30 protein-coding genes, 1 tRNA gene and 1 pseudogene are annotated in these 25980 nt (G+C 70.5%); 5 read left to right on the top strand and 27 right to left on the bottom strand.

Annotated elements, in window-relative coordinates:
- Positions 1–14: 14 nt before the first annotated feature.
- The 22 genes from ACZ4LX_RS26680 to ACZ4LX_RS26575 all read right to left on the bottom strand — a co-directional run bounded on the left by ACZ4LX_RS26680 (position 15) and on the right by ACZ4LX_RS26575 (position 14335).
- The gene (locus ACZ4LX_RS26680) at positions 15–350 is read right to left on the bottom strand and encodes a phage head completion protein (protein ID WP_467649397.1); all 336 of its coding nucleotides are present in this window, start codon (positions 348–350) and stop codon (positions 15–17) included.
- Positions 347–796, bottom strand: coding sequence for a Gp19/Gp15/Gp42 family protein (locus tag ACZ4LX_RS26675; RefSeq protein WP_467649398.1), 450 nt, complete (start codon positions 794–796; stop codon positions 347–349). The genes ACZ4LX_RS26680 and ACZ4LX_RS26675 overlap by 4 nt, the downstream gene beginning before the upstream one ends.
- On the bottom strand, positions 774–1766 hold the full coding sequence (locus ACZ4LX_RS26670) for a glycosyltransferase family 4 protein (RefSeq protein WP_467649399.1): 993 nt from the start codon (positions 1764–1766) through the stop codon (positions 774–776). Before ACZ4LX_RS26670 ends, ACZ4LX_RS26675 begins: the two co-directional genes overlap by 23 nt.
- 16 nt (positions 1767–1782) lie before the next feature.
- Positions 1783–2715: a phage major capsid protein gene (locus tag ACZ4LX_RS26665; protein WP_467649400.1), complete on the bottom strand. Its 933-nt coding sequence runs from the start codon at positions 2713–2715 to the stop codon at positions 1783–1785.
- 12 nt (positions 2716–2727) lie between these two features.
- Positions 2728–3318: a hypothetical protein gene (locus ACZ4LX_RS26660; protein WP_467649401.1), complete on the bottom strand. Its 591-nt coding sequence runs from the start codon at positions 3316–3318 to the stop codon at positions 2728–2730.
- Between the two features lie 122 nt (positions 3319–3440).
- Positions 3441–4301: a VG15 protein gene (locus tag ACZ4LX_RS26655; RefSeq protein ID WP_467649402.1), complete on the bottom strand. Its 861-nt coding sequence runs from the start codon at positions 4299–4301 to the stop codon at positions 3441–3443.
- Positions 4298–5680, bottom strand: coding sequence for a phage portal protein (locus ACZ4LX_RS26650; protein WP_467649403.1), 1383 nt, complete (start codon positions 5678–5680; stop codon positions 4298–4300). Before ACZ4LX_RS26650 ends, ACZ4LX_RS26655 begins: the two co-directional genes overlap by 4 nt.
- A gap of 20 nt (positions 5681–5700) precedes the next feature.
- Positions 5701–7326, bottom strand: coding sequence for a terminase (locus ACZ4LX_RS26645; protein ID WP_467649404.1), 1626 nt, complete (start codon positions 7324–7326; stop codon positions 5701–5703).
- Positions 7327–7329: 3 nt separating this feature from the next.
- Positions 7330–7722, bottom strand: coding sequence for a hypothetical protein (locus tag ACZ4LX_RS26640; RefSeq protein ID WP_467649405.1), 393 nt, complete (start codon positions 7720–7722; stop codon positions 7330–7332).
- Between the two features lie 195 nt (positions 7723–7917).
- Positions 7918–8259 carry an HNH endonuclease gene (locus tag ACZ4LX_RS26635; RefSeq protein WP_467649406.1) on the bottom strand — a complete coding sequence of 114 codons (342 nt, stop codon included), beginning with the start codon at positions 8257–8259 and terminating at the stop codon, positions 7918–7920.
- Between the two features lie 4 nt (positions 8260–8263).
- On the bottom strand, positions 8264–8395 hold the full coding sequence (locus ACZ4LX_RS26630; RefSeq protein WP_467649407.1) for a hypothetical protein: 132 nt from the start codon (positions 8393–8395) through the stop codon (positions 8264–8266).
- Positions 8392–8583, bottom strand: a complete 192-nt coding sequence (locus ACZ4LX_RS26625; RefSeq protein ID WP_467649408.1) for a helix-turn-helix domain-containing protein — start codon at positions 8581–8583, stop codon at positions 8392–8394. The genes ACZ4LX_RS26630 and ACZ4LX_RS26625 overlap by 4 nt, the downstream gene beginning before the upstream one ends.
- Positions 8584–8715: 132 nt before the next feature.
- On the bottom strand, positions 8716–9345 hold the full coding sequence (locus ACZ4LX_RS26620; protein WP_467649409.1) for a hypothetical protein: 630 nt from the start codon (positions 9343–9345) through the stop codon (positions 8716–8718).
- Positions 9345–9800, bottom strand: a complete 456-nt coding sequence (locus ACZ4LX_RS26615) for a hypothetical protein (protein ID WP_467649410.1) — start codon at positions 9798–9800, stop codon at positions 9345–9347. The genes ACZ4LX_RS26620 and ACZ4LX_RS26615 overlap by 1 nt, the downstream gene beginning before the upstream one ends.
- Positions 9797–10678, bottom strand: a complete 882-nt coding sequence (locus tag ACZ4LX_RS26610; RefSeq protein ID WP_467649411.1) for a hypothetical protein — start codon at positions 10676–10678, stop codon at positions 9797–9799. The genes ACZ4LX_RS26615 and ACZ4LX_RS26610 overlap by 4 nt, the downstream gene beginning before the upstream one ends.
- Positions 10679–10718: 40 nt before the next feature.
- Positions 10719–11225, bottom strand: coding sequence for a DNA (cytosine-5-)-methyltransferase (locus ACZ4LX_RS26605; protein WP_467649412.1), 507 nt, complete (start codon positions 11223–11225; stop codon positions 10719–10721).
- The gene (locus tag ACZ4LX_RS26600) at positions 11191–11817 is read right to left on the bottom strand and encodes a DNA cytosine methyltransferase (RefSeq protein ID WP_467649413.1); all 627 of its coding nucleotides are present in this window, start codon (positions 11815–11817) and stop codon (positions 11191–11193) included. The genes ACZ4LX_RS26605 and ACZ4LX_RS26600 overlap by 35 nt, the downstream gene beginning before the upstream one ends.
- On the bottom strand, positions 11814–12572 hold the full coding sequence (locus tag ACZ4LX_RS26595; RefSeq protein WP_467649414.1) for a hypothetical protein: 759 nt from the start codon (positions 12570–12572) through the stop codon (positions 11814–11816). Before ACZ4LX_RS26595 ends, ACZ4LX_RS26600 begins: the two co-directional genes overlap by 4 nt.
- Complete coding sequence (locus tag ACZ4LX_RS26590; RefSeq protein ID WP_467649415.1) at positions 12569–13357, bottom strand: PD-(D/E)XK nuclease family protein; 789 nt, start codon at positions 13355–13357, stop codon at positions 12569–12571. Before ACZ4LX_RS26590 ends, ACZ4LX_RS26595 begins: the two co-directional genes overlap by 4 nt.
- Positions 13354–13731, bottom strand: coding sequence for a hypothetical protein (locus ACZ4LX_RS26585; protein WP_467649416.1), 378 nt, complete (start codon positions 13729–13731; stop codon positions 13354–13356). Before ACZ4LX_RS26585 ends, ACZ4LX_RS26590 begins: the two co-directional genes overlap by 4 nt.
- Positions 13728–14090: a hypothetical protein gene (locus ACZ4LX_RS26580; protein ID WP_467649417.1), complete on the bottom strand. Its 363-nt coding sequence runs from the start codon at positions 14088–14090 to the stop codon at positions 13728–13730. The genes ACZ4LX_RS26585 and ACZ4LX_RS26580 overlap by 4 nt, the downstream gene beginning before the upstream one ends.
- Positions 14087–14335, bottom strand: coding sequence for a helix-turn-helix transcriptional regulator (locus tag ACZ4LX_RS26575; RefSeq protein WP_467649418.1), 249 nt, complete (start codon positions 14333–14335; stop codon positions 14087–14089). Before ACZ4LX_RS26575 ends, ACZ4LX_RS26580 begins: the two co-directional genes overlap by 4 nt.
- Positions 14336–14546: 211 nt before the next feature.
- On the opposite strand from ACZ4LX_RS26575, the gene ACZ4LX_RS26570 reads away from it, so the two are divergent.
- Both ACZ4LX_RS26570 and ACZ4LX_RS26565 read left to right on the top strand, forming a co-directional pair.
- Entirely contained in the window at positions 14547–15122 is a 576-nt protein-coding gene (locus ACZ4LX_RS26570; RefSeq protein WP_467649419.1) for a helix-turn-helix transcriptional regulator, read from the top strand.
- 88 nt (positions 15123–15210) lie between these two features.
- Positions 15211–15696, top strand: coding sequence for an ImmA/IrrE family metallo-endopeptidase (locus tag ACZ4LX_RS26565; protein WP_467649420.1), 486 nt, complete (start codon positions 15211–15213; stop codon positions 15694–15696).
- A 6-nt stretch (positions 15697–15702) separates the two neighbouring features.
- On the opposite strand, the gene ACZ4LX_RS26560 is transcribed toward ACZ4LX_RS26565, so the two are convergent.
- Positions 15703–15906 (bottom strand): helix-turn-helix transcriptional regulator, encoded by a 204-nt coding sequence (locus ACZ4LX_RS26560; protein WP_467649421.1) that lies wholly within the window; start codon positions 15904–15906, stop codon positions 15703–15705.
- Between the two features lie 126 nt (positions 15907–16032).
- Between ACZ4LX_RS26560 and ACZ4LX_RS26555 the strand changes: the two genes are divergently transcribed.
- The 3 genes and pseudogenes from ACZ4LX_RS26555 (at position 16033) to ACZ4LX_RS26545 (ending at position 18881) form a co-directional block, all read left to right on the top strand.
- Positions 16033–16509: a helix-turn-helix domain-containing protein gene (locus ACZ4LX_RS26555; protein ID WP_467649422.1), complete on the top strand. Its 477-nt coding sequence runs from the start codon at positions 16033–16035 to the stop codon at positions 16507–16509.
- 85 nt (positions 16510–16594) lie between these two features.
- Positions 16595–17586: pseudogene (locus ACZ4LX_RS26550) on the top strand (IS5 family transposase).
- 23 nt (positions 17587–17609) lie between these two features.
- Positions 17610–18881, top strand: coding sequence for a tyrosine-type recombinase/integrase (locus tag ACZ4LX_RS26545; RefSeq protein ID WP_467649423.1), 1272 nt, complete (start codon positions 17610–17612; stop codon positions 18879–18881).
- A gap of 87 nt (positions 18882–18968) precedes the next feature.
- Here ACZ4LX_RS26545 and ACZ4LX_RS26540 read toward each other — a convergent pair.
- The 4 genes from ACZ4LX_RS26540 to tmk all read right to left on the bottom strand — a co-directional run bounded on the left by ACZ4LX_RS26540 (position 18969) and on the right by tmk (position 25823).
- Positions 18969–19042: transfer RNA gene (locus ACZ4LX_RS26540), tRNA-Thr, on the bottom strand.
- Between the two features lie 98 nt (positions 19043–19140).
- Positions 19141–20691 (bottom strand): alpha/beta hydrolase, encoded by a 1551-nt coding sequence (locus ACZ4LX_RS26535; protein ID WP_467649424.1) that lies wholly within the window; start codon positions 20689–20691, stop codon positions 19141–19143.
- A gap of 261 nt (positions 20692–20952) precedes the next feature.
- Positions 20953–22158, bottom strand: coding sequence for a DNA polymerase III subunit delta' (locus ACZ4LX_RS26530; protein ID WP_467649425.1), 1206 nt, complete (start codon positions 22156–22158; stop codon positions 20953–20955).
- A gap of 284 nt (positions 22159–22442) precedes the next feature.
- Entirely contained in the window at positions 22443–25823 is a 3381-nt protein-coding gene (gene tmk / locus ACZ4LX_RS26525; protein ID WP_467649426.1) for a dTMP kinase, read from the bottom strand.
- Positions 25824–25980 lie beyond the last annotated feature (157 nt).

Below are 25980 nucleotides of genomic sequence, written 5' to 3'. Positions count from 1 at the left end.
CCCTCTGCGCGGCTTCACGGGGCGACGGTTCGGGCGCGGATGAGGGCGTCGATGTGCCGGGTGACTGATGATCCGTTGTAGCGGCGGGGCTCACCAACCACGTCCCAGGTACGGCCATTCCATTCGACGCGCGCCCATGGGCCGAGGGGTGCATCCCGTGCGATGACGCGGTAGGTGGTGATGGTGGCTTGTCCGGCTACGGCGGGCTCGTCGGCGTCTTCCGGCTGGACCCGGCACCGCACCACTACCGGCTCCGTCGAGGGGAGCCATACGGTGTTGCCGCGGTCGTCGGTGGTCTGTTCCTGCGGGTAGACGGTGATGGTCTCGTTCCCGGTGTCGAGCAGGCTCACGGCGGCCACCATTCGCGGTCGAGCGGCAGGTAGGGGCCGGTACCGCGCGGGTAGCGAACGAGGTGGCGCGGGTCGTGGCGGATGGGGTCGAGGTAGGGCACGGCGGTAAACGCGCCGCGCGAGACGCCGAGGAGCGCCCATTCCTCGTCGAGGATGGTGAGGAAGCCGGCCGCCGCGCGGGTGTCGAGGGTGTAGGCGTAGTTCCCGTCCGTTTCGGAGCGGTAGCCGCCGGGGTTACGCAGCACGCGGACGACGGCGGCGGCTTCGACGGAGACGACGAGCGCGCGGTAGTGCTCGTTCGCGTTGACGCGTTCGTCGAGGTCGGGGATGCGGGCGCGGATGCGCTGCTCGGCGTCGTCGAGGAGCACGGCGGCGAGCTTGGTTTCCTGCTCGTCGAGGTCGCGGCCGATGCGGGCGGCGACATCATCGACGGTTGCGTATGCCACGGCCGCGCCCCTGCCCTTCGAGTTGTTCTACAGCGGACACCCATACGTCGAGTTCAGGGCGCGGGTCGAGTTCGGCGACGCGTTCCAACGCGGCGCCGGATGCCGCGGCCCACCGGTCGGGCACCGCGAGGGAGCGAATCGCGGAGACCCACGCCTCGAGTTCGTCGCGCGCGGCGAACGTGCCCGCCCATGACATCGACTCGACGAGCCCCGGTGTGGGGTTGGCGATGACGGGGATACCGCTGCACATCGCCTCTACCGCGACCATGCCGTACGACTCGTACACGCTCGGCATGAGCAGCAGCCCAGTGCGCGCCCATACGTCGCGGCGCATGTCGGCGGTGTGCGGGATGATCTCGACGTTCGGCACGTCCCACCGGATGACTTGCTCGCCGTGACCGCCGATCACCCCGGCGAACTCGATGTCCGGCATCCGCTCGGCGAGTTCGTAAAGGATCTCACCGCCCTTGTGGGCGTTGAGGTTGACCAGCGTCACCAACTCGCCTGGCTCGGTGCTGTGTTCGGCGGGATGGATCGGCGGATGAACGACGATGCCGGGGACGTTGTAGCGGGCGCACTCGGCGGCTACCCACCGAGTGTTGAACACCGCAAGGGCGGGCCGCTTGTGCAGCCATACGCGGGTGTGGTGCATCTCGTTGTGGATGAGCTGCACCACCGGAACCCCGCGGGTGCGGCCGTACTGCGTGGCGTGCGGGGTTTCCTGGTGGTGGGTGACCAGCGCGGCCGGGGCGAGCTTGTCGAGGAGTTCGGGGACCGTGCCGAGCGGTCCAGCACGGTGGACGCTCACGCCCTGGTGGACGTACTCGGCCTCTCCTTCCTCTTGGCTGGTGGTCACCACATGGGCTTCATGACCGGCATCGACGAGCGCCCGCAACATGGTGTGGAGCATCATCTCCGACCCGGCGTTGTGGAACGGCACGTACCAGTGGACGAGGGCGACGACCCGCACTCTCCGCCCCCCTTTCTCAAGAGCGGGCGGGGGCGTCCTCGTAGGCGGCGAACGCCTCAAGATCGCCGATGGCCCACCCGAAGATGATTTCCGCGCGGAGTGCTACAAGGTTGTTCTCGAAGAGGGACACGAGCTGTCCGCCGAGGGTGACCGCGGCGAGGTTCGTGACGTCGAGGCGGAGATCCTTGACGATGCCGACGCGGAGCTGATTGAAGTCACCGCCCATCGCGCGGACGAGGGTGTCCGGGCTCGCGCCGATCTTTCCCGAGACGCCGCGGCCGTAGCGGACCGGCAGGCCCATGAGGGTGCTCGTCGCGTCGGACAGGTCCGGTCCTGCCGCCTGGAAGAGCGGGCGGCCGAAGCTGTCGTACGCGTTCACGGCACGGGCGCGGAATCGGGGGTCTGCGGCGAAGCCGGTGAAGTCGTGCCCGGCGTCCACGACGAGTTCGTACCCGTCGCCGATGTCGGCGGCCATGCCGCCCTCGTCGGGCGGGTTGGTGCCGAGCGTGACGCGGTTGTCGGTGGCGTTGAGGAACTGCCCGTCCACCCCGGCGAGCGGGGCGCCGGTGGTGGCGGCGCGGCCGTGCAGGATGGCCAGGTCCACCGCGCGGGCGATGGCGAACGCGAGGTCCCCCTGAATCTGCGAGTACAGGCCGGCTATGTCCGCCTCCATGAACTCTTCGGAGACGGTCACGATGGTCGCGAACTTCCGGGGGTTCACCACCCGCATCTCATAGCGGTACTCGCTGCCCGGCTTCTGCTCGGACTCGCCGACCGGTCCGGCTTCCGGGCGCTGCGTGACGACGGGGATGTTCGTCTGCCCGTAGCTGAGGGGCATGGTGTTCGCCATGCCCAGGATGAGGCTCTGTTCCTGCGCCTTCTCGAAGATCGGGGCGACGACTTCGACGGGAAGCTGACCGATGTCAGCGAGGGTTCCCGGTGCGGGCATGGGCGGATCTCCTTAGCGGTTCAGGGAGTCGCGGACGTACGACGCGAAGGCGTCGGCCGGCGACGAGGGGGCGGATGTGCCGCGTCCCTGCGTGGGGTCGGGAAGCGGGCGGCGGGGGCCGGTGACCTTCGCGGCGATGCGCTCGGCGCGCTCCATGACCTCGGCTTCCGAAGAGCCGGTCAGGAACTCGAAGAGGTCTTCCGGGACGTTGTGGGCGCGGGCGGCGCGCTCGCGCCACAGGTCGGCTTCGAGCCGGGCGCGCTCGCCTACCGCTTCCTCATACTTCGCGCTCAGGTCCTGCGCGCGGGCTTCGAGGTCGGGGTAGCGGGCGGCGAGATCGGTGTTGCGCTTGGCGCGCTTCTCCCATTCGCGGGAACGGCTCTTCCACGTCGCGAGGTCGTCGGCATCGGCGTCCTCGGTGCCGTGCTCGTCTGCGGTCGTCATGGTGGTGGGGTCGGTGCCTGCGGGCGACTGAGTGCCCGGCGTGGTGGCCCCGCTGCCGCTCGGCGGGGTGGTGGTCGAAGTGGCGGTGTCGAGTTCGGCGGCGGTGGTGCCGTCTGCGGGCGTGCCCGCTGCGGCCGTGGTGGCGGTGGTGTCGGACATTGGGGTCGCTCCCTTTCCGGGGCACCCGCCCGCGCCGTTGCGGCGCGTGGCGGGATTTCGGGCATGACGAACGCGCCCGGCCCCGTTGCGGGGACAGGCGCGCGGATGGTGTGGTCGAGGGGTTACGAGGCGGCGGCCGAACTGTCGGCGTCGGCTGCTTGCTGGCGCTGCTCGTCAAGGTGGCGGCGCCACTCGGCGAGGGTTCCACCGCTCGCGCGCCACTGCGCTTCGAACTCTTCGGCTTCCTCGCGGCCGGGCCAGGCATCCGCGTTGAAGACGGGGACGGCGAGGCACGAACAGCCGTCGTGGTACGGCTCGCTCTCGCCGTCGCGGTTCAGCGCGGCGGATGCGTTCTTGTAGACCGCGCCACGGCTGACGAGCAGCAAGCAGAACGCGCACGGGTTGCCGGACAGGGCGCGGCGGGCGTAGCCGAGGGCTGCGGGGTCGTGGCGGGCGGCGTCCACGACGGCTTCGCGGCCGGCGTCGCGGGCGTGCCGCTCGGCGACCCGTACCGCTGTCTCGGCCGTGGTGGCCGGTAGCGGCTCGCCCTCGTCAAGTGAGCCGAGGCGAGCGCGCAACGGGCGGTAGGCGGCGGCCACGGCGCGCGGTGGGTAGTTTCGGCGCGGCACGTCCGGGGTTTCGTCGCGGCCGCCATCGACGACGGTGAGCCGGTCGCGCGGGGCTGTTTCCTCACGCTGTGACGAATCCCCCGCCGTGGTGGCCGGGGTAGTTGCGTCACGGCGTGACGTTTCCCCACTGCGGGTGGGGGCGAGTTGGGCGCGGCGTTGGGCGGCGTAGAAGTCGGCGGCGAGCTGCCAGGACTCGGCGCGCGCCCGGTAGATCGCCGGATAGGCGGCTTCGAGGAACGCGGCCCACTGCGCGTCGGTGGGGCGTCCGCGCAGGGTGCGGACCAGCGGGGCGAGCACGGCCCGCAGTGCGGCCGTGATCGTGTTCTGTGCCTGCCGGTATTCCTCGGGCGTCACGCCGCCACCGCCCCGCCGCCGTCGGCTCCACCGCCGCTTGTGGCGGCGAGGTATCTGACGGCGGGGTCGGTGTCGGTCATGGCGCGGAGCCGGGCGCGGTACTGCGGGGAGTAGCCGAGCTGTTCCCACGCGGCTTCGATAGGGAGAATCCCGGTCGCCACGAGTTTCGTCACGGCGTCCGCGCGTGCGGCAACGGTCGGGGTGGCGGCGTCGCGCCACACGGTTTCCATCGACACCGCGCCGGCCGTGCTCGCGCCTTCGACGAGCAGGGCGAGCCGCATGACGCGTTCCCACCCGCCGCCGAACGCGCGCTGTTTCCGCTCCGCCCGTTTGATCAGCCGAGCCTCACTCGACCGGATCGCGTCCGCCGACGCGGGGTTGTCGGTGGACATCCCGAGATAGTGCGGCGGCAGGCCGGTCACCGAGGCGACGAGCTTCGCGTAGAGGTTCATGACCTCCACGAAATTGCGGAGATCGGCGGCCGGGAACTGGCCGGCCTTGGCGTCCTCGTTGGTCAGCATGAGGAAGCGGCCTATGTAGGCCTCCCACGCGGGGATGGGGTTGCCGTGGGCGTCTTGGAAGTCCTGTGCCTGCGCGCCGAGTACGTATCGCTGCGGCACGGCCAGCATCTCTTGGGCGCCCTGCAGGTTGGTCAGCGAACGGCACGCGGCGTCCGTGAGTGCCATCACGTCGCGCATCTCGGAGGCGCCGGACCGCTCCGCGGCACGGCCGCGGTTGGTCAGCATCTCCACCAGGGGCCGGCCGAGCTCGTGCACGTCCTCGCCGGTGACGGTCCATCGCCCACCATGCGGGGCGCGTTCGAGCGAGACCGTGCGGTCGGGGAGGTACAGCCGAGCGGCGTAAGGAGGCGTGACGGTGTGGTTGTCGCGGTCGTGGGGCTCGTCCTCGGGGTCGTCGGCGAGCATCCGAAGAGCGGCGGTGATCTGTCGTGTGTAGGGGTCGAAGTCGGCGGCCATGGTGCGCGCGGACTCCACCCGGATCACGGGCGGGGCGCCCGCGTCGGCGGCGGTGCCGACGGTGACGAACGTGCGGCCGTAGACGAGCGCGTCGAGGTGGGCCAACTGGCTTTCCTCGTCAAGGTCGTTGGCCTGCCACCACTGCCACAACCGGGCATCGGCGTCGGCCGAGCCGTCGAGCTGGAAGCCCTCCACGTCCAACCGCTCTTCGAGCGCATCGACGTACAGAGCGGGCCAGTTGACCACCGTGGACAGCCGCCGCATTTCCGGCGGGAGGGCGAGGCCGATCGTCGCGAGCCGTACCCGTCCCTCGTAGTAGCGATCGAGGCGGGCGCGAACGTTGGCGCCGCTGGTCAGCTTGCGTTCGAGCCGGGCCACCGTGGCGGCGTAGTCGTCGGCCATCGCTCCCCCTCTTCAGTTGGTCAGCGCAGGACGATGACGCGGCGGTCCTTGTTGGTCTTGCCCTTGCCGTTCATGGTCAGGTCGTAGCGGGCCATCTCGGCGAGCAGACAGGCGGCCCACCCGTCCACTTTGCGTTTGCTGCCGCGCCGGTCCTTGCCGAACGAGATGCCGTAACGGTTCGGCCGGCGCCGGGCGTTGAGGACGTGGCGGCGTAGCGTCACGTCTCCGCCGTGGCGAATCTTGGTGTCCCGTACGGCGCGCATGAGCCGTTCGTTGGCCAACGTGGATTGGTAGAGGCGTCCGCGCATGTCCCACGCCACCGGGTTGCTCGTCGAGGCGCGGACTCGGATGGTTTCGCGGAAGTCGCGGCCCCATGCGTCCACGTAGCTTTCCCAGTGCTCGACATCGGCGAAGAGGCCGGCCACGTCGTACCGCTCAAAGGCTGCCCGTACGGCGGTGTCCACCGCTTCGCGGTCGATCTCCCATCCCTTGCCGTCCGGCCCTTCCGGGCGCTCCCAGATGCCAAGCGGGACGAACAACCGGTCCTCGATGCGGCAGGCGACGAGCGCCGTGGCGTCGTCGCGGATGCTGCCGTCGAAGCCGAGGACGATGGCGTCCCCGTCCGCGAGTTCCGCATCCGTACGGCACACGTCCCACTCGTGCGGGGCGAACAGCGCGTCATCGGCGGTGGCGACTTCGTTCAGGTAGAACCGTCGGGAGTCGGCGGGATCGGTGCTCGTGTCGTAGATCTCTTCCAACACGCGGTCGATGAGCACCCAGGGGGCATCCCGGTACAGGCGGGTGAGCGCGGCCCGTACTTCCGCCTCGTCGGACAGGTCCTTGACGGCAGCTTGCGGGTGGTAGCGCATGAGTCCGCCAAGCTCGCGGCGGGACAGGGCGTGTTCGGCGTCCTCGGCGGTCTTCTCGGCTACCGAGTCCTCGCCGGGAACCCATGTGTTCGTGGTCTCGATGGACCGGCCGTTCATCTTGCCGAGGTTGCGGCGGATGGTTGCGGCGAGCTTCCGGCCGCCGTTGGACGGCAACCACAGGTGGGGCTCGTCGAGGATCGCGGCCGTGAGCCGCTGTCCCTCGCGGGAGGATGCCGACGCGGTGACCGGCTCCAGCTTGCCGAGCCGTGTTCGGACGCGGGTCAGTCCGATGTCGAGCCCGGATATAGCGTGCGCGGCGTCACCCTCGCGCAGCATCGCCAGAACGAGCGACATGGTGTTGTCAGTCTGATCTTGGCTGACTGCGGCGAGCTGGACATGGGGCGAGGGGTGCGGACGGCCGACCGCCTCGCCCACCGCGTCGAAGCCGTCGAAGACGGTTTCCGCGGCAAGCTCGCAGCACGCGAGCGCGGCGGCGAGCGGCGACTTGCCGGCGCCCTTGGGCATGACGACCTGGCCGCGGCGAAACAGCCACGAGCCGTGGGCATCGACCGCGTACCACCAGGCCACCACGCGGGCTTGCGTGTCCGTCCACCGCCACGTGTCGCCGGCCGCGTTGCCGTCCGGCTGCGCGAGGAAGGTTTCCCCCCAGGCGAGCACGCCCCACCCGAGGGTGGGGATGCCGTAGTCGGTGGGCATCCCAAGGGGCAGGCCATCGGGGGCGAGCGGGATGCGTTGGCCGGCGAGCGTGACGCGCAACGGTCACACCCCCTTGACGTTCCCCCATCGGGCGCGGGCGGCGGCTCGGGCCTGCTCGGACACCACGTTCTGTTTGCGCTGCGCGTCCGCCGGAGCATCGGGCAGCTTCAAGGACTTGAGCAACCCGGCGAGCACCGTGCGGTGTTGGCGGACTTCGGAGACCAGCGGGGAGGCGACGAGCTGCCCCATGGACCCCTTGACCATCAGTGGGGCGTCGGTCAGCTCGGCTTCGAGGCGTTCTACGATGTCGGCCTCGCGGCAGGCGTCGCCGAGGATGCGCGCCTCGTCGGGGCGCAGCTCGTACCGGTCGGTGATCTCGCGCCATAGGCGGCGGCCGGCGGCGCCGAGCTTGGCGGGCGGGCGCGGCTTGACCCGCTCGGTGTCGAACCCGGCCACGGCGGATCACCCCCAACCGTGACGAAAGGCGTGTGAAAACAGGGCGGAACCGCACGTATGGCCAGGGCGGCTATGACGCTGCGGTCAAAATCGGACATCCGGGGCGGGGGATCTCCCCCACGTTTCCGCCGGTCAGATGGGTATCGGCGCCTGAGTCGTTGGGCATCTGCGGCGCGTACGCCGTGCCTCACGGCCTCATACGTCGCGATCGGTGCCCTTATCGGCGGCTCGTGGTGCCCGTCGGCGTCGTCGGGCGGGGTGCTGCTCGGCCGGTCGCTGCCGTGGCCTCTTGGCGCGTGACGCGGCGGCGGCCTTGCCTCCCTCGCTGCTCGACTTGCTGCGATGGCAGGGGTCCGAGTGGATGGCGGCGAGGTTGTCGGGTGAGTGGTCGTCGCCGGGGTTGATGTGGTCCACCTGGTCGGCGCCGTGCTTGCCGCAGACGTGACAGATGCCGTTGTCGCGGCGGAGGATCGCGGCGCGCAGGATGGGCCAGTTCGGCGGCAGTCGCTTCGCGCGGTCGCTCGTGGTCCACGCCATGGCGCTACTCGCCCGCTCGGCCGCGCGGGATCTCGCGCATGAGGCGTTCGTACTCGCGGTGGCTCAGGTGATAGCGCGGGTCCGGCTTCGGCTCGGCGTGGTCGGGTGCCGGGGCGGGCGGGGTGACAGTGGTCATGGGCTCGCCTTCCTCGGCGGTGCCGATGCTCCGGGGGCGGGGAGTTCGCGGAGGTCGTAGCGGACACGTCCGCGGCCGGTGCCGTGCTGGGTGATGCGGCCCTCGTGTGCCCACCGGTAGACGGTGGCCACGGGGCGTTGGGTGTAGGCGGCGGCCTCGTCGGGCCGTACGAGGATGGGGGTGCTCAACGCGCTCGACCTCCCTTGGGAAAGGCGAATGGGCCGCCCCACGGGGGGAGGGCGGCCCATTCGGGTCTGCGCGCGAGGGGACGGTGTGCCGCTGTGCGGTGACATGTCTTGCGCTCGTAACAGACGCTATTTTCACGGAGTTGGGATTGTCAACCGGCTTCCGGTCGGCATTTCCGGAGCTGCGTTTCTGGCCGTTTCAGCGAGTTGAATGAGTTGCGGTCCGGTCCAAATTCCCCGGCAATCCGTGCACTGGGCGACGAGCGTTACGGGGTTGGCGGTGATGCGTCCACCGCACTCGCACGCCCCCACGGGGACCCGCGGGGCGTCCCCGTCGATGACGCGGCGGGCTCGGCGGCAGAGTGTCGCGATCTCGCGGACGAAGTCCCCGGCGGCCGGGTGCCGTTCGGCGGCCCACGGGAGGTTGACGCGTAGCCGCTGTACGGCGCTGGTCACGCGGTCATGGCCGGTGTCCCATTGAGGTTCGCCCCAGTCGAGTAGGCGATACCAGTCGGCGACCCACGAGACGAGGATGTCGGGGATGCCGCCGGGGGCGGTGAGGTTGAGGGCGTCGATGTTGCACGGCGCGGGCGCCTCCACCGATGTGCGCTTGCCGCTTACCGCGGCTTTGACGCCGACGAGGCTTTGCAAGGTGCCATAAAGCGAGGGTATTTCGTCGAGTTGCGTTGCCGCGCGTTCCTCGCAGACGCGGCAGAGGCTTCGGCCCTCGTATGTGCTGCGCGGGCAGTTCTGGCAATCGCTCATCACTCGTCGTCCTCTCCGGGTGATCCGGGGACCGGTGCGCGGTTGAGGGCGGCGCGGTATTGGGCGGGGGCGAGTTGTCCTGTGGCGACGGCCTGTCGGGTGCCACGAAGTTCGGCGAGATACGCGGTCACGTCGTCCGGGTCGGCCTCGGGTACGGGGTCGGTGTGGCGGGTCATGAGTTCGCGCCGGTAGGGCGCCCACGCGGCGAGGATGTCGCCGGGCTCGATGGCGCGGTACTGCGCGGATCGGTTGTCCTTCTGCTGCTCGTAGTAGCCACGCACGGCGTGCGCGATGTCCCAATGCACTTCGGCGCGGGTGGCGGGGATGTGAGTCAGGGCGTCGGTCCAGTCGGCGAGGGTGTCGGCGGCTTGCTGGGGGTTGTTCATGGTGCGGCGGACGCGGCTGTCGAAGTGGGCGGCTTGGTAGAGGACGGCGGCTATCTGCTGGCTGTTCATCGGGCGCGTCCTTGCTGTTCGAGCAGGGCGAGGCCGGCGGCGAGGTTGTCGCCGTACGAGCGGCGGAGCGGGACAACCGTCCCTGTGCCGTCGGGCGTGGGAGCGGGGGCGGGCGGTTCGGCGGCCTCGAAGTTGGCGGCGTCGCGCCAGATGGCGAGCAGGTAGCGGGCGGAGCGGATGTCGCGCCCGGCGGTGCGCTCGATGGCGACGCGAGCCATGGCGCCGGTGCCCCACCGCTTGGCGGCGGCGAGGACCGTGGCCCACTCGGCCGGGGCGAGCCTCCATGCGACGGTGACCCCTGCTTCCTGGAGGGCGGCGACGAGCGAGCGGGCATCGGCCGGTACCGAGTCGGGGCTGTCGCTGTGATCGGTCCGAGGCCGAGCACTCGCGCGCGCGTCAGCGCTGCTCTGCTCTTGGTTGTTGTCATCTATCTGGTTAGGGGGTCCGATTCCCGTACCCCCACCGGTCCGATTTCTGTACCCCTCCGGTCCGGATTCCGTACCCCTGGGGTCCGGTGACCGGCGGTCCGATTCCCGGACCGGTCCGGTTTCCGGACCTCCGACTACCGGACCACCAAACCGGCTCGTTCGGGACATGGCGCGGACGTACTCAACGGCCTTCGGGAGCCGATAGCGGGTCTCTCCGCGCGGCCCCTGCGCGTCTCGGATGATCTCCAGCTCACCCGTGGCGGTGAGCTTGTCCACGGCCTTGATGACGGACGAGCGGGCCGCCCCGGTGCGCTTGATGAGCATGGTGGTGCCCGCGTAGGCGGTGCAGTCGGGGCCGGGCGCGCGGTCGGCGATGGCCAGCAGGGCGAGCCGGGCCACGCCACGCGCGGTGGAGTGCTCCCACACCCATTCCATGGCTTCGAGGCTCAACGCTCCCCCTTCGCGGGTTGGTTCGGTGGTGACGGATCGGTCATGCCGCGGCGGTGGCGGGCGGAACGCGATCGAGGAGCAACCGCAGGGCCGCTGCCGCCTGTTGAGGGACTACGCCGTTGCCGAGGGCCTTGAGCTGCGCCACTCGCTTCAGGTCGGGGACGGCGGTGACATGCCCGTCGGGCAGGCCCATGAGCCACTCGACGAGCAGCGGATTCAACCGCCCGCGCTCGTCCACAGGCTGTGGAGCCTGGCGGGTGATCGTCTCCCATCGGGTCACGGCGTCGGCGTACGGTCCCCACGCCGGGGCCTCTGGCTCCTCGTTCTGCCGGGTGGTGGGCAGTTCGTCGAGTGCGGGCAAGAGCGAGACGACCGTACGGAGATCCGGGCCACCGTCGCCGTGCGTTCCGATGCCATTGGTGTCCGAGGTGCGCGGAGTGGGCAGCAGCCGTACGGCGAGCCCGAGCGGTAGCCCCATGTCGCCCATGCCTGGGTGACGGGCTTTCATCCGCTCACGCCGCGCCTGCCACACCTCGGGGTCGATCACGTCCTGTATGAACGTCGCCGTTGGCGTCGGAAGCAGGCCACGCCGCGATGAATACCCGCTCACGCTGGTGAGCGGCCCCGATCTCCGACGCGCGAACGCAGCACCATTCCGCGTCATACCCGAGGCCGGCCAGGTCGCCGAGTACGGCGCCGAGTGCCCGCAAAGGAGGTTCAGCGCTTCCGTCTCCCACACACCACGGGCACGGTTCCACGTCGCTATGTGCCTGCGTCGAGAGGAGGCCGCGGACATTCTCGATCACTACCAATCGGGGTTGTAGGGCTTCGATCGCGCGGGCCACGTGCAGCCACAGGCCCGAGCGGGTGCCTTCGGCCAGTCCGGCCATGCGGCCGGCCGTGCTCACGTCCTGGCAGGGGAATCCGGCGGTGAGCACGTCCACGGGTTCGACGGCGGCGAAGTCCACGGCGGTGATGTCGCCGAGGTTGGGCACGTCCGGCCATCGGTGAGCAAGGATCTTGGACGCGTTCGGGTCGTACTCGCAGTGCCAGGCCACCGAGCCGCCGAGTACGTCGGTCACGCCCATGTCGAGCCCGCCGTAGCCGGAGCACAGCGAGCCGATACGCGGGCCGCTCATCCATCCACCGCCCCGCCCTCGTCGCCCGGTGTGGACCACAACGGGGCGTCGGCCGTATGGGCATCCTCGTCGGCGGGCTGCGGCCGGACTTCCTCGGCGGCCCGCCCCTCGTCCGGAGTCGGCTCGGCGGTGGGCGGCTCGGCGGGGGTCGCCCGGCGGCGACGCCGTACGGTGCGGGTCTCGGTGGTGGCGCCGTCGGCGAGTTCTTCGGCCGCGTACGGGACTCCGTGCAGCACGTCGGAGGCGGTCAGCCGGCAGGCTTCGGCGGTGGCACGCGCGATCAGCATGGCTTTGGGCTGGCGCTTCCAGTTGTCCTTGCCGGTCAACTGGGCGTCGCGGGCGCGCTCGATGGTCCATTCCGAGCGGTGGATCTCCGCCTCACCCGCGCGTCGGCCGCAGACCACGGCGCGGGTGGCGGTGGCTTCCTCTTCCCATACGGCGTGGCCGTGGGACTGGACGAGTCCGCGCATGGCGTTCGCCCGCATCGCCGGGGTTCCCTTGATGAGGTCGAACAAGCGCAGCGCGGCCATGGGCGACAGGCCCATCTCGTTGCCGGTGAGGATGGCGGCAGTGACCTCGTGCGGCTTGCCGCGGAACGCCTCGGGCACGAACGACGTGCGGGCGAGGGATTCGGCGATGGTGAACGCGGCCCGCGCCGAATCGGCCCACGCGACGAGCTCGGCGACAGTGCCACGCCGCGGAATGGGAAGTGCGGTGGGCGGGGTGTCGAGGACGGCCGGCAGGATCTCGCTCATCGCGAAGTCTCCATGGTCTTGAGCAGGTGGGCGGGCGTCACGGGGGCGTGGACGAGGGCGGGAAGCGTCTTGGCGGCGTGGGCCACGGCGGCGATGTCGAGGAACAGCCGGAACGTTTCGTCCGACGTGTCGAGCGGCACGACCGCATAGCCGTCCGCACGCAGGTGCACGGCGTACGTGGCGGTGATGTCGAGCCCGGACATGGGCGCTTCGGCGCCGGCCTCGGTCAGATGGAAGTCGGCGTACCGGTAGGCGGCGAGCTGCAACGCGGTGTCGGGCCAGATCCCCGACGCGCTCGTCTTGTAGTCGAAGAGCGCCACTTCCCCGTTGGGGAGCTTGGCCACCAGATCGAGGGTTCCGGCGTAGCGGTGGGCGCGGGAGCCTACGACCGCCTCTGTCAGGAGCGGGGTTACGCGCCACTCGTCGAGGAAGTCGGCGCACGCCGTGACGTAGCCGAACAGCTCGTCCGGTACCTCCGTCTCCTCGTCGTGCGACAGCGCGTCGGCGAAGCGGTGGACTTCGGTACCGCGAGCCGCCGCGGCGTTCCGCTCGCGGAACGGCGCCTTACGGATCTCCTCGTATGCCGACTCCGCCTCACCCGAGGCGACCAGCGGGGCGAGGGTCCGCCAGTTCTCCACTGCGTACCGGGCGGCGGACTTCGCGGCCCACGGCACGAGTGCCGGCTTGGGCAGTCCCCCACCGATGAGCGTGGTCACGCCGGTGACCGACTCGCCGTCGAGGGTGTAGGCGTGCCCGCGCGCCTTGTCGGTGCGGACGAGCGTCATCGTGCGGCCCCTTCCCGAATGCGCGCGGTCGTGGTCCGCGCAGCGTGGTGGTAGAGATCGGCGGCCAAGAGGCGCGCGTCCCGTTCCGGCATGGCGAAGTCAAGGGGTGGCAGGGAGCCCATGAGCGCTTCGCGTGCCGCGTCGAGCCCGGCGGCGGCACCGTTCACGACGTGCTCGGGGAGATCTCTCACTTCCTTGAGGTTCGCCAGACCCTCGTAGGTGCGTCGTCGTGCCGTGATCTCTTCGAGCAGGTCGGCAACGCCGTGGGGGTCCTCGGCGTACTCGGCCGCGATGACATCGACAACGAGTTCCGCGATGTCCTCGGCCGCGAGCAGCACCCGCCGCCCGTCCTCGTGCAGGCGGACCGTGATCACGCCGCCTCCCCATGGCTGATGTTCCGCTCGCCTTCCTCCGCGGCCGCCGTGCAGCCGGCCCGTATCTCGGCGGCGAGGGTCAGCACGCCCTCGGCCGCTCGTTCCACGAGCGCCGCGAAGTCGGCGGCGCGCTTCGGCTCGTGCTCGGCGAGGACTTCGACCCACCGCGCCGCTTGCTGCGCCTCGCTCAGCGCCCGGACCGTTTCCCGAGTAGTCAGCACCGCTTCGACCCCGCTGAGTTGACGGACGGTTGGCGGTACGGTCGCGCCGCCGTCCTGGTGGTCGAGGTACGACCTCGTCAGGCGCCCCCGCAGCGCGACGAGATCGGCGGTGTCCATGGCCGCGTACGGCGCGCTCATCGGGCGCCGCCTTCGGCTTCGCAGGCATCGACGTAGGCGTTCAGCTCCGTGAGGCGGTACATGACGCGGCCTTCCATGCGGAAGCACTTCGGACCGCGGCGGCGGTGGCGCCAGCTCCGCAGCGTCGGTACGGCGACGCCGAGATACCCGGCGGCCTGCTTGGTGGTGAGGAGCTTGGGTTCAGAGGTGGCGGCGCCTTGCAGCAGCCGCAGCGCGAGGGCAGTCGGGGACAGTTCGTCGGACACGCAGCACGCTCCCAAGTGCGCCTGGCATATGACCCGGCGCCGAGTGAGGCACCATGATTACGTAACAATAGGTAGCGAGGCAACGACCTTTCGGAAGTATTCGGAGGGGTGCGTTGCGTGGCGTTGCATATTGCGTCAGGATGTTGCAGAGTTCGTGTCGGAACCCGGCCAACGTGGCGTGCGCGCCGCGTTTCGCGACTGGAGAAGTGACGTGAACCGTGATCCCGCGGCCTGGCAACGGCTCGGCGACCTGATCCGGGCCCACCGCGTCCGCAAGGGCTGGACACAGGCCGAACTCGCGGAAGCCGCCGGCGTCTCGACGAAGAGCGTCGTCACAGCGGAGTCCGGCAAGCCGCCGACCCGCGTGCCCCCGACCCTCGAACGCATCACGGTCGCGCTTGGATGGGCGCCGGGGGCCGTGGACGCCGTGCTCGACAAGCGAGCCACGGAGACCGAGGAGTCCGAACAGGGCTCGGTGACCCCAATTTCGATCAACACCACTGGGCGCGCGGTCGCCGCCCTGCGCAGCGCGATGGAGTTCAGTCGCGTGTGCGCCGAGATGGGAGCGGACCCCACGGTCCTCGAACGCTTCGACGCCGCCGCCGAAGAACTCCTGTCCTCCGCCGTCGCGGCACAGGCGGCCGGTCCATCCCGCCCCAGGCGCCTCACTCAGGAGCATTACGCGGCCGTCGCCCACTCCCCTCGCGGTGATGGTGGGCCCGACGCGGACCGCGCGATCGTGGACGAGGTTGTCCGCAAGTTCGACACCGAGCTGTCACAGGAGTAGCAGGTCAGAAGCGGTGATCGGAGTTGCGTGAGGAGATGCGGAACTGTTGAATCGAACGCGCGTCTGATATTCGGGGAACGGAGGGCGCGTGCACGACGGCCAGGGCAACGACAACAGAATCCGCGCCGTGTCCTGGCTGCCCGTCCGACCTCGCACACCCCGAACCCCCTACAGTCCGTGGGATGAGGCCGACGGGCTCGGCCTGCACGTGCGCTACGCGCCGCTCACGGACTCGTGGTCGTGGTGGATACCCTCGCGGCGGCTCATCGTCCTCGCGGAGCGAATGACCGAGACGGAGGCGCGCTGCGCCCTGTCCCACGAGGTCCAGCACGCCAACCATGGCGACACCGAACCCGGCGACTACCGCGAGGCCATTCGTCAGGAGGTCCGCGCGGACGAGGCGGCGGCGCGCAAGCTCATCCCCGTCGTGGACCTCCACGACATCCTGAAGTGGACGACCGATCCGGTCGAGGCCGCGCACGAGCTGAGCGTCACCGAGCACATGATGCGCGTGCGCTTCCGCGTCCATCGCCGGGACATGCGGAACCTGGACACACTGAAGCTCGACGGCTGACACGCGCTACGCGGCGAGCTCCCCACCAGCCGCGTGATGCGCCTTCCACGCGTCGACATCCCGGCGCGCGTATCGCACGCGCGCGCTTCGCCCCGACCCGAGCTTGATGTAACGCGGCCCCTCGTCGCGCCATCGCCAGTTCGCGAGCGTCCCCACGGAGACACCCAACTCGTCAGCGAGCTCTACGGGTGTCAGATCCGACTTGTCCACAGCGTCACTCCCGTCTCGCGCCCCACCCGATTCGGCCCGTAGGGTCGGCTCGGACAGTACAGGTGGATACAGGCATCACTCAAGAGCTATTGCTAACCATCCATTTGAGATGACAGGATGTCGGACGTGAACGAGGTACCAGGCGGTTCCGGCCGCAAGCTCACCAAGAACCCTCTCGGCCCCTCCGGCGAGTACGTGCGGCAGAACGTCGCACGACTGCGGGCGGCTCGCGGATGGGACAAGACCGAGCTCGCCCGACGAGTGCGAGACCTCGGCCGCCCGATGCCCGACCTGGGCATTCCGCGAATCGAGCAGGGGACGCGACGCGTGGACGTTGACGATCTCGTCGCCCTCGCCGTCGCGTTGGAGGTGAACCCTTCGGCGCTGCTCTTGCCGCCGACCGACGCCGACGGCGAGCGCTGCGGGGTGACCGGCGCGGGCGAGGTGAGCGCGAAGGCCGCGTGGGACTGGGCGGACGGACAACGACCGCTGAAGTACGGCGACGACCCGTCGGCCAATCTTCTCCAGTTCCTCCAGTCAGCACGCCCGAGCGGGCGCCGGCTGACGAACATGCCGACGGTGCCTCATGATCCCGACGAATAGGAGCACCACTAGGGCGTGTATCGGGTCGTGATCAATCTGTGCGTTTCGCCCTCGCGGAGCGCGTGGATCCGGTAGTCCGTATGGCATGACGCGGGCACAACTGACGGACCTGGAATGGGAGTACGTCGAGCCGTACCTGCCGATCGGCGAGTACGGTCCGTATCCCGCACGGCTGCGCAGGCAGTTCGAGGGCGTGATCTGGAAGTTCCGCTCGGGAGCGCAGTGGCGTGAGATGCCTGCCGAGTTCGGCGCGTGGTCCACCGTGCACAACCGCTTCCGGCAGTGGCGGGACGCCGGAGTCTTCGAGACCCTGCTGGAAGGGCTGATCTCGCAGGCAGCCGCGCGCGGTGAGGTGGACCTCTCCCTGGTCAGCGTGGACTCCACCACCACGCGGGCCCACCATGACGCGGCTGGCATGTGTCTGGCACCCGGCGTGCTCGACGCGCTGGAGAAGGCCGCAGACGAGGAGAAGGCCCGGTCAAAGGGGGCACCGAAGAAGAACGAACCGGACCGGACGCCGACGGAGCCGCCGAGCGAAGACGCCTTCGGCGGCGGCGCGGGCTCCGGCTGAAGGCCGCCCTGCTGGGGCGCTCGCGGGGCGGGCAGACCAGCAAGGTCCACATCGCCTGCGACCGCCAGTGCCGACCGCTCGTGCTGGCCCTGACCGCAGGCCAGGCAGCCGACAGCCCGCAGTTCATCCCGGTCCTGGACAAATTGCGGGTCCGCGGCCCGGCCGGCCGTCCCCGCACCCGGCCCGGCGCGGTCGCCGGCGACAAGGCGTACTCCTCCCGCGGCAACCGCACCTACCTGCGCAGACGGAATATCAGAGCCGTCATCCCGGAGAAGAAGGACCAGGCCGCCAACCGGAAGAGGAAGGGCCGCCGGGGCGGCCGGCCCCTCACCCACGACACCGGCCTCTACAAGGAACGCAACACGGTCGAGCGCCTGATCAACAAGCTCAAGGCATGGCGCGGCATCGCGACCCGCTACGACAAGACACCCGAGAGCTACCTGGCCGGACTCCATCTCCGGGCCTCCATGATCTGGATCAAGGACCTCACGCGAACCACTCAGTGATCACGACCCAATACACGCCCTAGATGGCACGGGTCTGGATAGAGGACCGACAGAAGCACAAGAGCTATCAGGAGGCAGTGAAGAGGGCGAAGGCGGCGAAGAAGGACCCGCCCGGCCGTTGGCGGGTGCGGTGGTACGGCCCCGACGGCAAGCCGAAGTCGCAGACGTGCGCCAGGAAGCCGCAGGCGGAGAAGGTCCAGCAAGAGCTGTTGGACCGGCTCGACAAGGGTTCGTATCGCGACCCCTCCGCCGGGAAGACGCTGTTCTCCGCGGTGGCCGAGGAGTGGCAGAAGGCATTGCGCAAGCAGGGGCGGAAGACGAAGCACGACTACGACGAGGCGCTACGCCTGTACGTCCTCCCGAAGTGGGAGACGTGGAAGGTGGCGGCGATCAAGTGGGAAGACGTTTCCGCGTGGGTGGACACCCTGTGCACCGAGCCGGGGGTGTCCGGACGGAAGCTGTCCCCCGCCCGGATTATCAAGATCTTCGGCGTCTTCCGCATGGTCATCAAGCACGCGGTGAAGTCCGGCAAGATCGCCGCGAACCCGGCTGCCGAGCACGACCTACCGGTCATCGGGGACGACGACGAACACGTCTATCTGTCGTACGAGCAGCTTGAGGCACTGGCGCGGGCGGCCGGCGAGTACGGGCCGATGATCCGGTTGCTTGGGTACTCCGGCATCCGGTGGGGCGAGTCCATCGCCATCGGCTCCGGGCGGCTCGACCTCGACAAGCGGCGTCTGCGCATCGTTCAGGCGTACTCCGACGTGAAGGGCGTGCTCGAACTCGGGCCGGTCAAGACCCACGAGAAACGCACGGTGCCGCTGCTGCCCTCGCTCGTCGAGGAGCTGCGCCCGCTGGTCTCGCGCGACGCCCCCGACGCCCTCGTCTTCAAGGCGCCCAAGGGCGGCCCGCTGCGGTACAACAACTTCCGCACGCGGGTGTTCAACAAGGCCGTGAAGGCGGCCGGGCTCGGCGACCTCGGCATCACGCCGCACAAGCTGCGCCACACCGCCGCTTCGCTCGCCATCGCGGCCGGCGCGGACGTGAAGGTCGTACAGACGATGTTGGGCCACAAGTCCGCCGTCATGACGCTCGACCTCTACGGCCACCTCTGGCCGGACCGGCTCGACGAGGTGGCGGACCGTCTCGAAGAGGGGCGCCAACTCCTCTTGGAGCGGCGCCGGGTGCTCTCGAAGTTCGGCGGTCTGCTCGCCGCGTTGCGTGAGCGCCGTGCTGACGAGCCGCAGGAAGAGAACGAGGTCAGTACCGAAGTTCTCGCCATCGCCGCGTGAGCGAAGCGGTGTGTACTAAATGCGTACTGCCCGGCGGGTAGACCCACCGGGCAGTGACACAAACGGCCTGTGACCAGGCATTTCCTGAGCCGCCTTCGGGATTCGAACCCGAGACCTACGCATTACGAGTGCGTTGCTCTGGCCAACTGAGCTAAGGCGGCGCGCCCTGTCACACCATGGTGCGATCAGCAGCGTCGCCAAGTCTACACAGTTTCGGGGAGTGCTCTGCACCACCCCGTTCCGGAGCCCTAAGCGCAGGTCAGGAGCACTTCTTGCCCTCGTCCGGCGCGACGCCCTCCAGGAGGTACCTGTTGATCGCCGTGTCGACGCAGTCGCTGCCGCGGCCGTACGCGGTGTGTCCGTCACCCTCGTAGGTGAGGAGGGTGCCCGAGGCGAGCTGGCCGGCGAGGGACTTCGCCCACTTGTACGGGGTCGCCGGGTCCCGGGTCGTACCGACGACCACGATCGGGGCTGCCCCCTCGGCCTTGATGGGGTGCGGGGTGCCGGTGGCGGGGACCGGCCAGTAGGCACAGTTCAGGGAGGCCCAGGCGAAGCCCTTCCCGAAGACCGGCGACGCCTTCTCGAAGGCGGGCAGGGCCTCGGTGACCGCCTTCGAGGCGGCGAAGGCGGGCGGGAGGTCCAGGCAGTTCACGGCCGCGTTCGCGTACATGAGGTTCGCGTACGAACCGTTCGGCTCGCGCTCGTAGTAGCTGTCCGCCAGGGAGAGCAGACCCGAGCCCTCGCCCGCCATCGCGCCGGCGAGCGCCTCACGGAGCTGGGGCCAGGCGGTCTCGTCGTACATGGCGGCGATGACGCCCGTGGTGGCGAGGGACTCACCGAGCTTCCGGGGCTCCCCCGTGTCGATCGGCTTCGCGTCGAGGTCGCTGAACAGCTTCTTCAGGTTCGCCGCCGCGTCGGCGGCGGACACCGTGCCCAGCGGGCAGTCCGCCTTCTTCACGCAGTCCGCCGCGAAGGACTGGAACGCGGTCTCGAACCCCGCGGTCTGGTCCCGGTTCATCTCGGCCGACGGGAGCGAGGGGTCCATCGCACCGTCGAGCACGAGCCGGCCCGCCCGCGCGGGGAAGAGTTCGGCATACGTCGCGCCCAGGAAGGTGCCGTACGACGCTCCCACGTAGTGCAACTGCTCGTCCCCGAGCAGCGCGCGGAGCATGTCCATGTCGCGAGCCGTCTCCACGGTGGAGACATGCGGCAGAATCTCTCCCGAGCGCCGCCCGCAGCCCGTGGCGAACTTCTTGAAGGCGCCACTCAGCTTCGCGACCTCGGCCGCGTCGTCAGGGGTCTGGTCGACCTGGGTATAGGCGTCCATCTGGGAACCGGTGAGACATTCGACGGGTTCGCTGCGCGCTACCCCGCGCGGGTCGATGGCGACCATGTCGTAGCGGGCACGCACCTGGGCGGGGTAGCCGATCGCGGCGTATCCCTGGAGATATCCGATGGCCGATCCACCGGGACCGCCGGGATTGACCAGGAGGGAGCCGATCCGCTTTCCGGGCCCGGTGGCCTTCTTGCGGGAGACGGCCAGTTTGATCTCGCCGCTGTCCGGCTTCGCGTAGTCGAGCGGCGCCCTCATCGTGGTGCACTGGAATCCGGTCACACCGCAGTCCCGCCAGCTCAGGTGCTGGGCGTAGAACGGCTTCAGCGCGGCCGGTACGGCGGAGGGCGAGGCCGCGGCCGCCTGTGCGGGCGACGAGGCGCCCGTCGTCGAACTCCCGCTGGTACAGCCGGAGATGAGGAGGCCGGCAGTGCCGAGCGCAAGGGCGAGGATGCGGAGCGGGCGCCTGATGTGCATGTCCGGAGCGTAGCCGCCAGGCGGCGACTCGCCCGTTTCCCTACTCTTTCGGGTGATTCGTTGATCGAATTCGGCTTCGGGGCCCGGAGTCAGGGGCAAGCACGGGGTCCGGGGTCGAGGTCCGGGCCGAGGACGTGGTCGGCGATTCGGTTGTTCGGCGGTGCGGCGGTGCGGCGGTGCGGCGGTGCGGCGGTGCGGCGGTGCGGCGGTGCGATAGTGCGGCTGCTCGGCGGTCACCCCGCGCGTCCGCGCCCGACGGCTTCAGCCCGCCCGCAGCGCCATCGTCATCGCCTCCACCGCGAGCAGCGGAGCCACGTTGCGGTCCAACGCCCGGCGGCAGGCGCTCACCGCCTCGATCCGGCGCAGCGTGCGCTCGGGTGTGGACGCGCGGGCGATGCGGTCGAGGGAGTCCTGGGCATCCGCGTTGGCGATGGCGATCCGGGAGCCCAGCTGCAGGGCGAGCACATCGCGGTAGAACCCGGTCAGCTCCGTGAGCGCCAGATCGAGGCTGTCGCGCTGGGTACGGGTCTTACGGCGCTTCTGCCGGTCCTCCAGCTCCTTCATCACCCCTGCCGTGCCCCGCGGCATCCGGCCCCCGGCGGAGGCGCCGAGCGCGGCCTTCATGTCTTCCGTCTCCTTGACGTCGACATCCTCGGACGCCTGCTTCGCGTCGTCCGTGGCGGTGTCGATCAGCTCCTGCGCGGCCTTGAGACAGCCGCCGATGTCGTCGACACGCAGCGGCAGTTTCAGGACGGCAGCTCTGCGGGCACGGGCCCGCTCGTCGGTGGCGAGCCTACGGGCCCTGCCGATGTGCCCCTGGGTGGCGCGGGAGGCGGCCGCGGCCCGCTCCGGATCGATGCCGTCGCGCCGGATCAGAACGTCGGCGACGGCTTCGACGGACGGGGTGCGCAGGGTGAGGTGGCGGCAACGGGACCGGATCGTGGGCAGCACGTCCTCCAGCGAGGGCGCGCAGAGCAGCCACACCGTGCGCGGCGCGGGCTCCTCGACCGCCTTCAGCAGCACATTGCCCGCGCCCTCGGTGAGACGGTCGGCGTCCTCCATGACGATGACCTGCCAACGTCCCACCGCCGGTGAGAGCTGGGCACGGCGGACCAGCTCCCGGGTCTCCTTCACCCCGATGGAGAGCAGATCGGTGCGGATCACGTCGACATCGGCATGGGTACCGATGAGGCTCGTGTGGCAGCCGTCGCAGAAGCCGCAGCCCGGCGCCCCGCCCATGGCACGGTCCGGGCTGGTGCACTGGAGGGCGGCAGCGAAGGCCCGAGCCGCGGTGGACCGGCCGGAACCCGGAGGACCGGTGAACAGCCAGGCGTGCGTCATCCTCGAACCGGGTGGCACCGGCTCTCCCGTGGAGCTGGCGGTGACCAGCGCGTCCGCGTCCCGGGCTGCGGCACCGAGCTGCTCCTGCACGCGGTCCTGGCCGACCAGGTCGTCCCATACGGACACGGGTCACCGCCCTTCCGGTGGTGTGGAGCCGCGCCGCTGTTGCGTGGAACGGCGGCGCGGCCCTGTGTGGCTCTCGCCACGGCTGTCGCCGCGGCATTCGTCTGTCCGGCTTCCCATTGTGAGGGACGGGTCTGACAATCCCGGCAGACCGGCGACCGGCGACCGGAAGGACAGTGACGGCTCGGCGGACGGACAGTGGCAGCCATGCGGACGTCCCGCGGCAGCCCGGCCGACCGAACGCCGGTGGTCCCGCACCTGTTCGCGCGGGACCACCGTCCTACCGGTCAGCGACGCGGGCGGCGTCCACGGCCCTTGGGTTCGGGGCCGTCGTCGTCGTGGTCACCCAGCAGTTCGTCCGCCAGCGAGGGCAGATCGTCCAGCGGGGTCTCCTCCGCCCAGTCCGGGCGCGGACGCCGCGACCGCCCGGAGGACTCCCGCTGGTCACGCCCTGCCCGAGCGTCCCCGTACGGGTCCGCATGAGGGTCCCCATGCGGGTTCGCCTGCGGGTCGGTGATCTGCGGCAGCTCGCGGGTGCGCTCGTTCTCGCCCTCCGGTACGGAGCCCGCCGGGCGCTCGTCCCGGAAGATGCCGCGCGGCACCCGGTCCGTGGGATCGGCATCGCGCCCGGAACCCCGTCCCGTGTCCCGGCCGGCATCGCGTCCGGAGTCCCGTCCCGCGTCCCGTACGGGCGGAAGCACCGCCGTCTCGTCCGCCGCACCGGAGTGCCCGGACGTGTCGGAGACCTTCGGGATCATCGTCGTCTCGGCCTCGTCGGAAGGCCAGGGCGCGGACGGCGACGCGTCGCGGGACCGCCCGGAGCCGGACTGCGGATCCACCGGGGAAGGCACCGGCTGTGTGATCTCGTTCGGATTGACGATCGGGGTCGGCACCGTCAGCTCGCTGTCCGAAACGGACGCCGAGGACCGGGCGCGTGAGGACTGGTCGTGAGAGGACTGGGCCTGCGAGGACTGGGCCTGCGAGGACTGGTCACGTGCGGACCGGGCGCGCTCGGCATCGGCCTCCGCCGCCTCGGCATCGGCTTCCGCCTGGGCGGCCGCCGCCCGCGCGCGGGCGCTCTCCGCCGCCGCAGCCGCCTCCGCTTCTGCCTGCCTGCGAGCCGCCTCGGCCCGGAGCAGAGCCTCCTCGGCCTTGCGCTGCTTCTCCAGACGCCGGGCCTCGGCCTCCTGGCGCAGCCGGGCCTCCTCCTCCGCCTGACGCCGCAGCCGGGCCTGCTCGGCCTCACGGGCCGCGTCCTCGGCCTCGATCCGGGCGCGCTCCTCCTCGGCGACTCGGCGAGCCTCCTCGGCGCGCTGCCGGGCCTCCTCCGCCTGGCGTTCGGCCTCGCGTCGGCGCGCTTCCTCCTCCTCGCGGCGCTTGCGCTCCTCCTCCTCGGCTCGGAGCCTGGCGAGCTGTTCCTGCCGCTCGCGCTCCAGCCGCTCCTCCTCCGCCTTGCGCGCGGCCTCCTCCTCGGCGAGACGCCTGGCCTCCTCCTCGGCGGCCTTGCGCGCTTCCTCCTGGGCCTTGATCTCGGCCTCGGAGAGCGGAAGGAGCTGGTCGAGCCGGTGACGTACGACCGTGGTGATCGCCTCCGGTTCCTGGCCGGCGTCCACCACCAGGTAACGCGTCGGATCGGCGGCGGCCAGCGTCAGGAAGCCGGACCGCACCCGGGCGTGGAACTCGGGCGGCTCGGACTCCAGCCGGTCGGGCGCCTCGGTGAACCGTTCCCTCGCGGTCTGCGGGTCGACATCCAGAAGCACCGTCAGATGCGGTACGAGCCCGCTCGTCGCCCAGCGCGAGATCCGGGCGATCTCGGTCGGCGCGAGATCGCGGCCCGCGCCCTGATAGGCGACGGACGAGTCGATGTAGCGGTCGGAGATGACGATCGCGCCCCGCTCCAGCGCCGGACGCACCACCGAGTCGACGTGCTCGGCGCGGTCGGCGGCGTACAGCAGGGCCTCGGCCCGGTTGGAGAGCCCGGCCGACGACACGTCGAGCAGGATCGAGCGCAGCCGCTTGCCGACGGGGGTCGCACCGGGTTCACGGGTGACGACGACCTCGTGGCCCTTGGCGCGGATCCACTCGGCGAGCGCCTCGACCTGGGTCGACTTGCCCGCTCCGTCGCCGCCCTCCAGAGCGAGGAAGAAACCGGTCGCGGCGGGTGCGACCGCCGGATCACCGCCACGCAGCGCCTCGCGCAGATCACGGCGCAGCGGTACTCCGGAGCGGTCGTCCGTCTTCGCGAGCACGATCGCGGCGACCGGCAGCAGCAGTGCGCCGATCAGCACCAGGGTGAAGGCGGCGCCGCCGTGCGCGAAGACGAAGTCGCCGGCGGTCAGCCTCTGGGTGCCGATGGCGGCGGCCACCAGCGGGCCGCCGACCGCGCCGAGCGCGATCAGGACCCGGACGACCGCCTGGAGGTGCCCGGTGGTGCGGGCCCGGCGGAACTCCTCGGTCTCCTGGTCGACGAGCACATGGCCGGTGTTCGCCGCGACACCCGCCGTGTAACCGGCGAGTACGGCGATCAGGACGACGGTCGTCGTGTCCGGCACCAGGCCCATCGCCAGGAGGGCGACTCCGGTGACGGCGGTGGCCAGGGAGAGCAGCCGCCGGCGCGACAGGGCCGGCAGCACCTTCCCCGCGGTGCGGATGCCGACACCCGTACCGCCGGTCAGGGCGAGGATCAGCAGGGCGAAGGTGGCGGGGCCGCCGCCGAGGTCGGCAGCGTGCAGTACGGCGACGGCCGCCGCGGCCGCGATCGCTCCGGCGACGGCGGCGCAGGTCGCGACGATCAGCGGGACGGCACCGGTGCGGCCCTTGTCCGATCCGCTGCCGGCGGACGGCCGGCGCAGCCCCTCCAGCGGCGAGCGGGGACGGGGCGTCGGCGTACCGGGCAGTTCCAGGAAGTACAGGGTGGAGATGGAGGCGGAGAACAGCCCGGCCGCGACGTACGAGCCGAGGGCCGCCTGGTGGAAGGAGAACCACTCCAGGCCGGAGCCCAGCAGGTTGCCGACGAGCGTGGCAACCAGTAGAACGGCAGCGGCGGCCGGAATGGCGGCGAAGTCCGTACGCAGAGAGAGCCGGCGCAGCGCGTCGAGGTGGTCCGGCAGGGGCCGCACCGCGGCGCCCTCAATCGGCGGCGCGGGCAGCAGCGCGGGGGCGGCGCCGTCCTTGGCGATCGTCCACAGCCGTTCGCCCGCACCGGTGACGAACACGGTGATCAGGATCATCATGAGCGCCTTGTCGGGCGTCCAGTCGATCCACAGGGGCGCGACGACCAGCAGCGCGAGCCGCAGCCCGTCTGCGCCGATCATCAGCCACCGCCGGTCGACCGGCCCTCCTGGGGCCGTCAGGGTCGTCAGCGGACCCAGGAGTACGGCTCCGAAGAGCAGGGTGGAAATAATCCGGGCCCCGAAGACGGCGGCGACGGCGAAGGCCGCCCCGCGGTATCCGGATCCGAATGAGCCCCCAAGGACCGCCGCTTGCAGCGACAGCAACACCAGCACGAGAAGGGCGAGTGCATCGCCGGTACTGCCGACGAGCTGGGCGCTCCACAACCGCTTCAGCGGGGGAACGCGCAACAGGGCTCGTACGGCGCGCTCGCGTGAGTCTGCGGCAAGTGCGTCGGAGGTGGGGCTCACGACCGTTGGCTGCTCGGCTCGCGTCATCCGCCCAGCCTATCGGGAGCGCGGCAGTGCCCGGGGTCCGCGTCCGAACAAACGACCGCAGATGCCATTCCGTTCCCTCGGCCTCTCCCCTCCCGTTCAGCCTCTCCGGCCCCTTTCGCCCCCTCCTGCCACTCCCGCACCGCCCCGATACGAAACC

The sequence above is a fragment of the Streptomyces sp. NPDC026062 genome (assembly GCF_055568375.1).
Note: the sequence above shows the minus strand (reverse complement) of the source record. Positions and strands in the feature narration are given on the sequence as shown.

Coding starts and splice junctions, on each gene's coding strand:
- ACZ4LX_RS26665 (WP_467649400.1), bottom strand. CDS start 2,715: ATGCCCGCACCGGGAACCCTCGCTGACATCGGTCAGCTTCCCGTCGAA.
- ACZ4LX_RS26660 (WP_467649401.1), bottom strand. CDS start 3,318: ATGTCCGACACCACCGCCACCACGGCCGCAGCGGGCACGCCCGCAGAC.
- ACZ4LX_RS26650 (WP_467649403.1), bottom strand. CDS start 5,680: ATGGCCGACGACTACGCCGCCACGGTGGCCCGGCTCGAACGCAAGCTG.
- ACZ4LX_RS26635 (WP_467649406.1), bottom strand. CDS start 8,259: ATGGCGTGGACCACGAGCGACCGCGCGAAGCGACTGCCGCCGAACTGG.
- ACZ4LX_RS26630 (WP_467649407.1), bottom strand. CDS start 8,395: ATGACCACTGTCACCCCGCCCGCCCCGGCACCCGACCACGCCGAGCCG.
- ACZ4LX_RS26620 (WP_467649409.1), bottom strand. CDS start 9,345: ATGAGCGATTGCCAGAACTGCCCGCGCAGCACATACGAGGGCCGAAGC.
- ACZ4LX_RS26615 (WP_467649410.1), bottom strand. CDS start 9,800: ATGAACAGCCAGCAGATAGCCGCCGTCCTCTACCAAGCCGCCCACTTC.
- ACZ4LX_RS26600 (WP_467649413.1), bottom strand. CDS start 11,817: ATGAGCGGCCCGCGTATCGGCTCGCTGTGCTCCGGCTACGGCGGGCTC.
- ACZ4LX_RS26595 (WP_467649414.1), bottom strand. CDS start 12,572: ATGAGCGAGATCCTGCCGGCCGTCCTCGACACCCCGCCCACCGCACTT.
- ACZ4LX_RS26590 (WP_467649415.1), bottom strand. CDS start 13,357: ATGACGCTCGTCCGCACCGACAAGGCGCGCGGGCACGCCTACACCCTC.
- ACZ4LX_RS26580 (WP_467649417.1), bottom strand. CDS start 14,090: ATGAGCGCGCCGTACGCGGCCATGGACACCGCCGATCTCGTCGCGCTG.
- ACZ4LX_RS26545 (WP_467649423.1), top strand. CDS start 17,610: ATGGCACGGGTCTGGATAGAGGACCGACAGAAGCACAAGAGCTATCAG.
- ACZ4LX_RS26535 (WP_467649424.1), bottom strand. CDS start 20,691: ATGCACATCAGGCGCCCGCTCCGCATCCTCGCCCTTGCGCTCGGCACT.
- tmk (WP_467649426.1), bottom strand. CDS start 25,823: ATGACGCGAGCCGAGCAGCCAACGGTCGTGAGCCCCACCTCCGACGCA.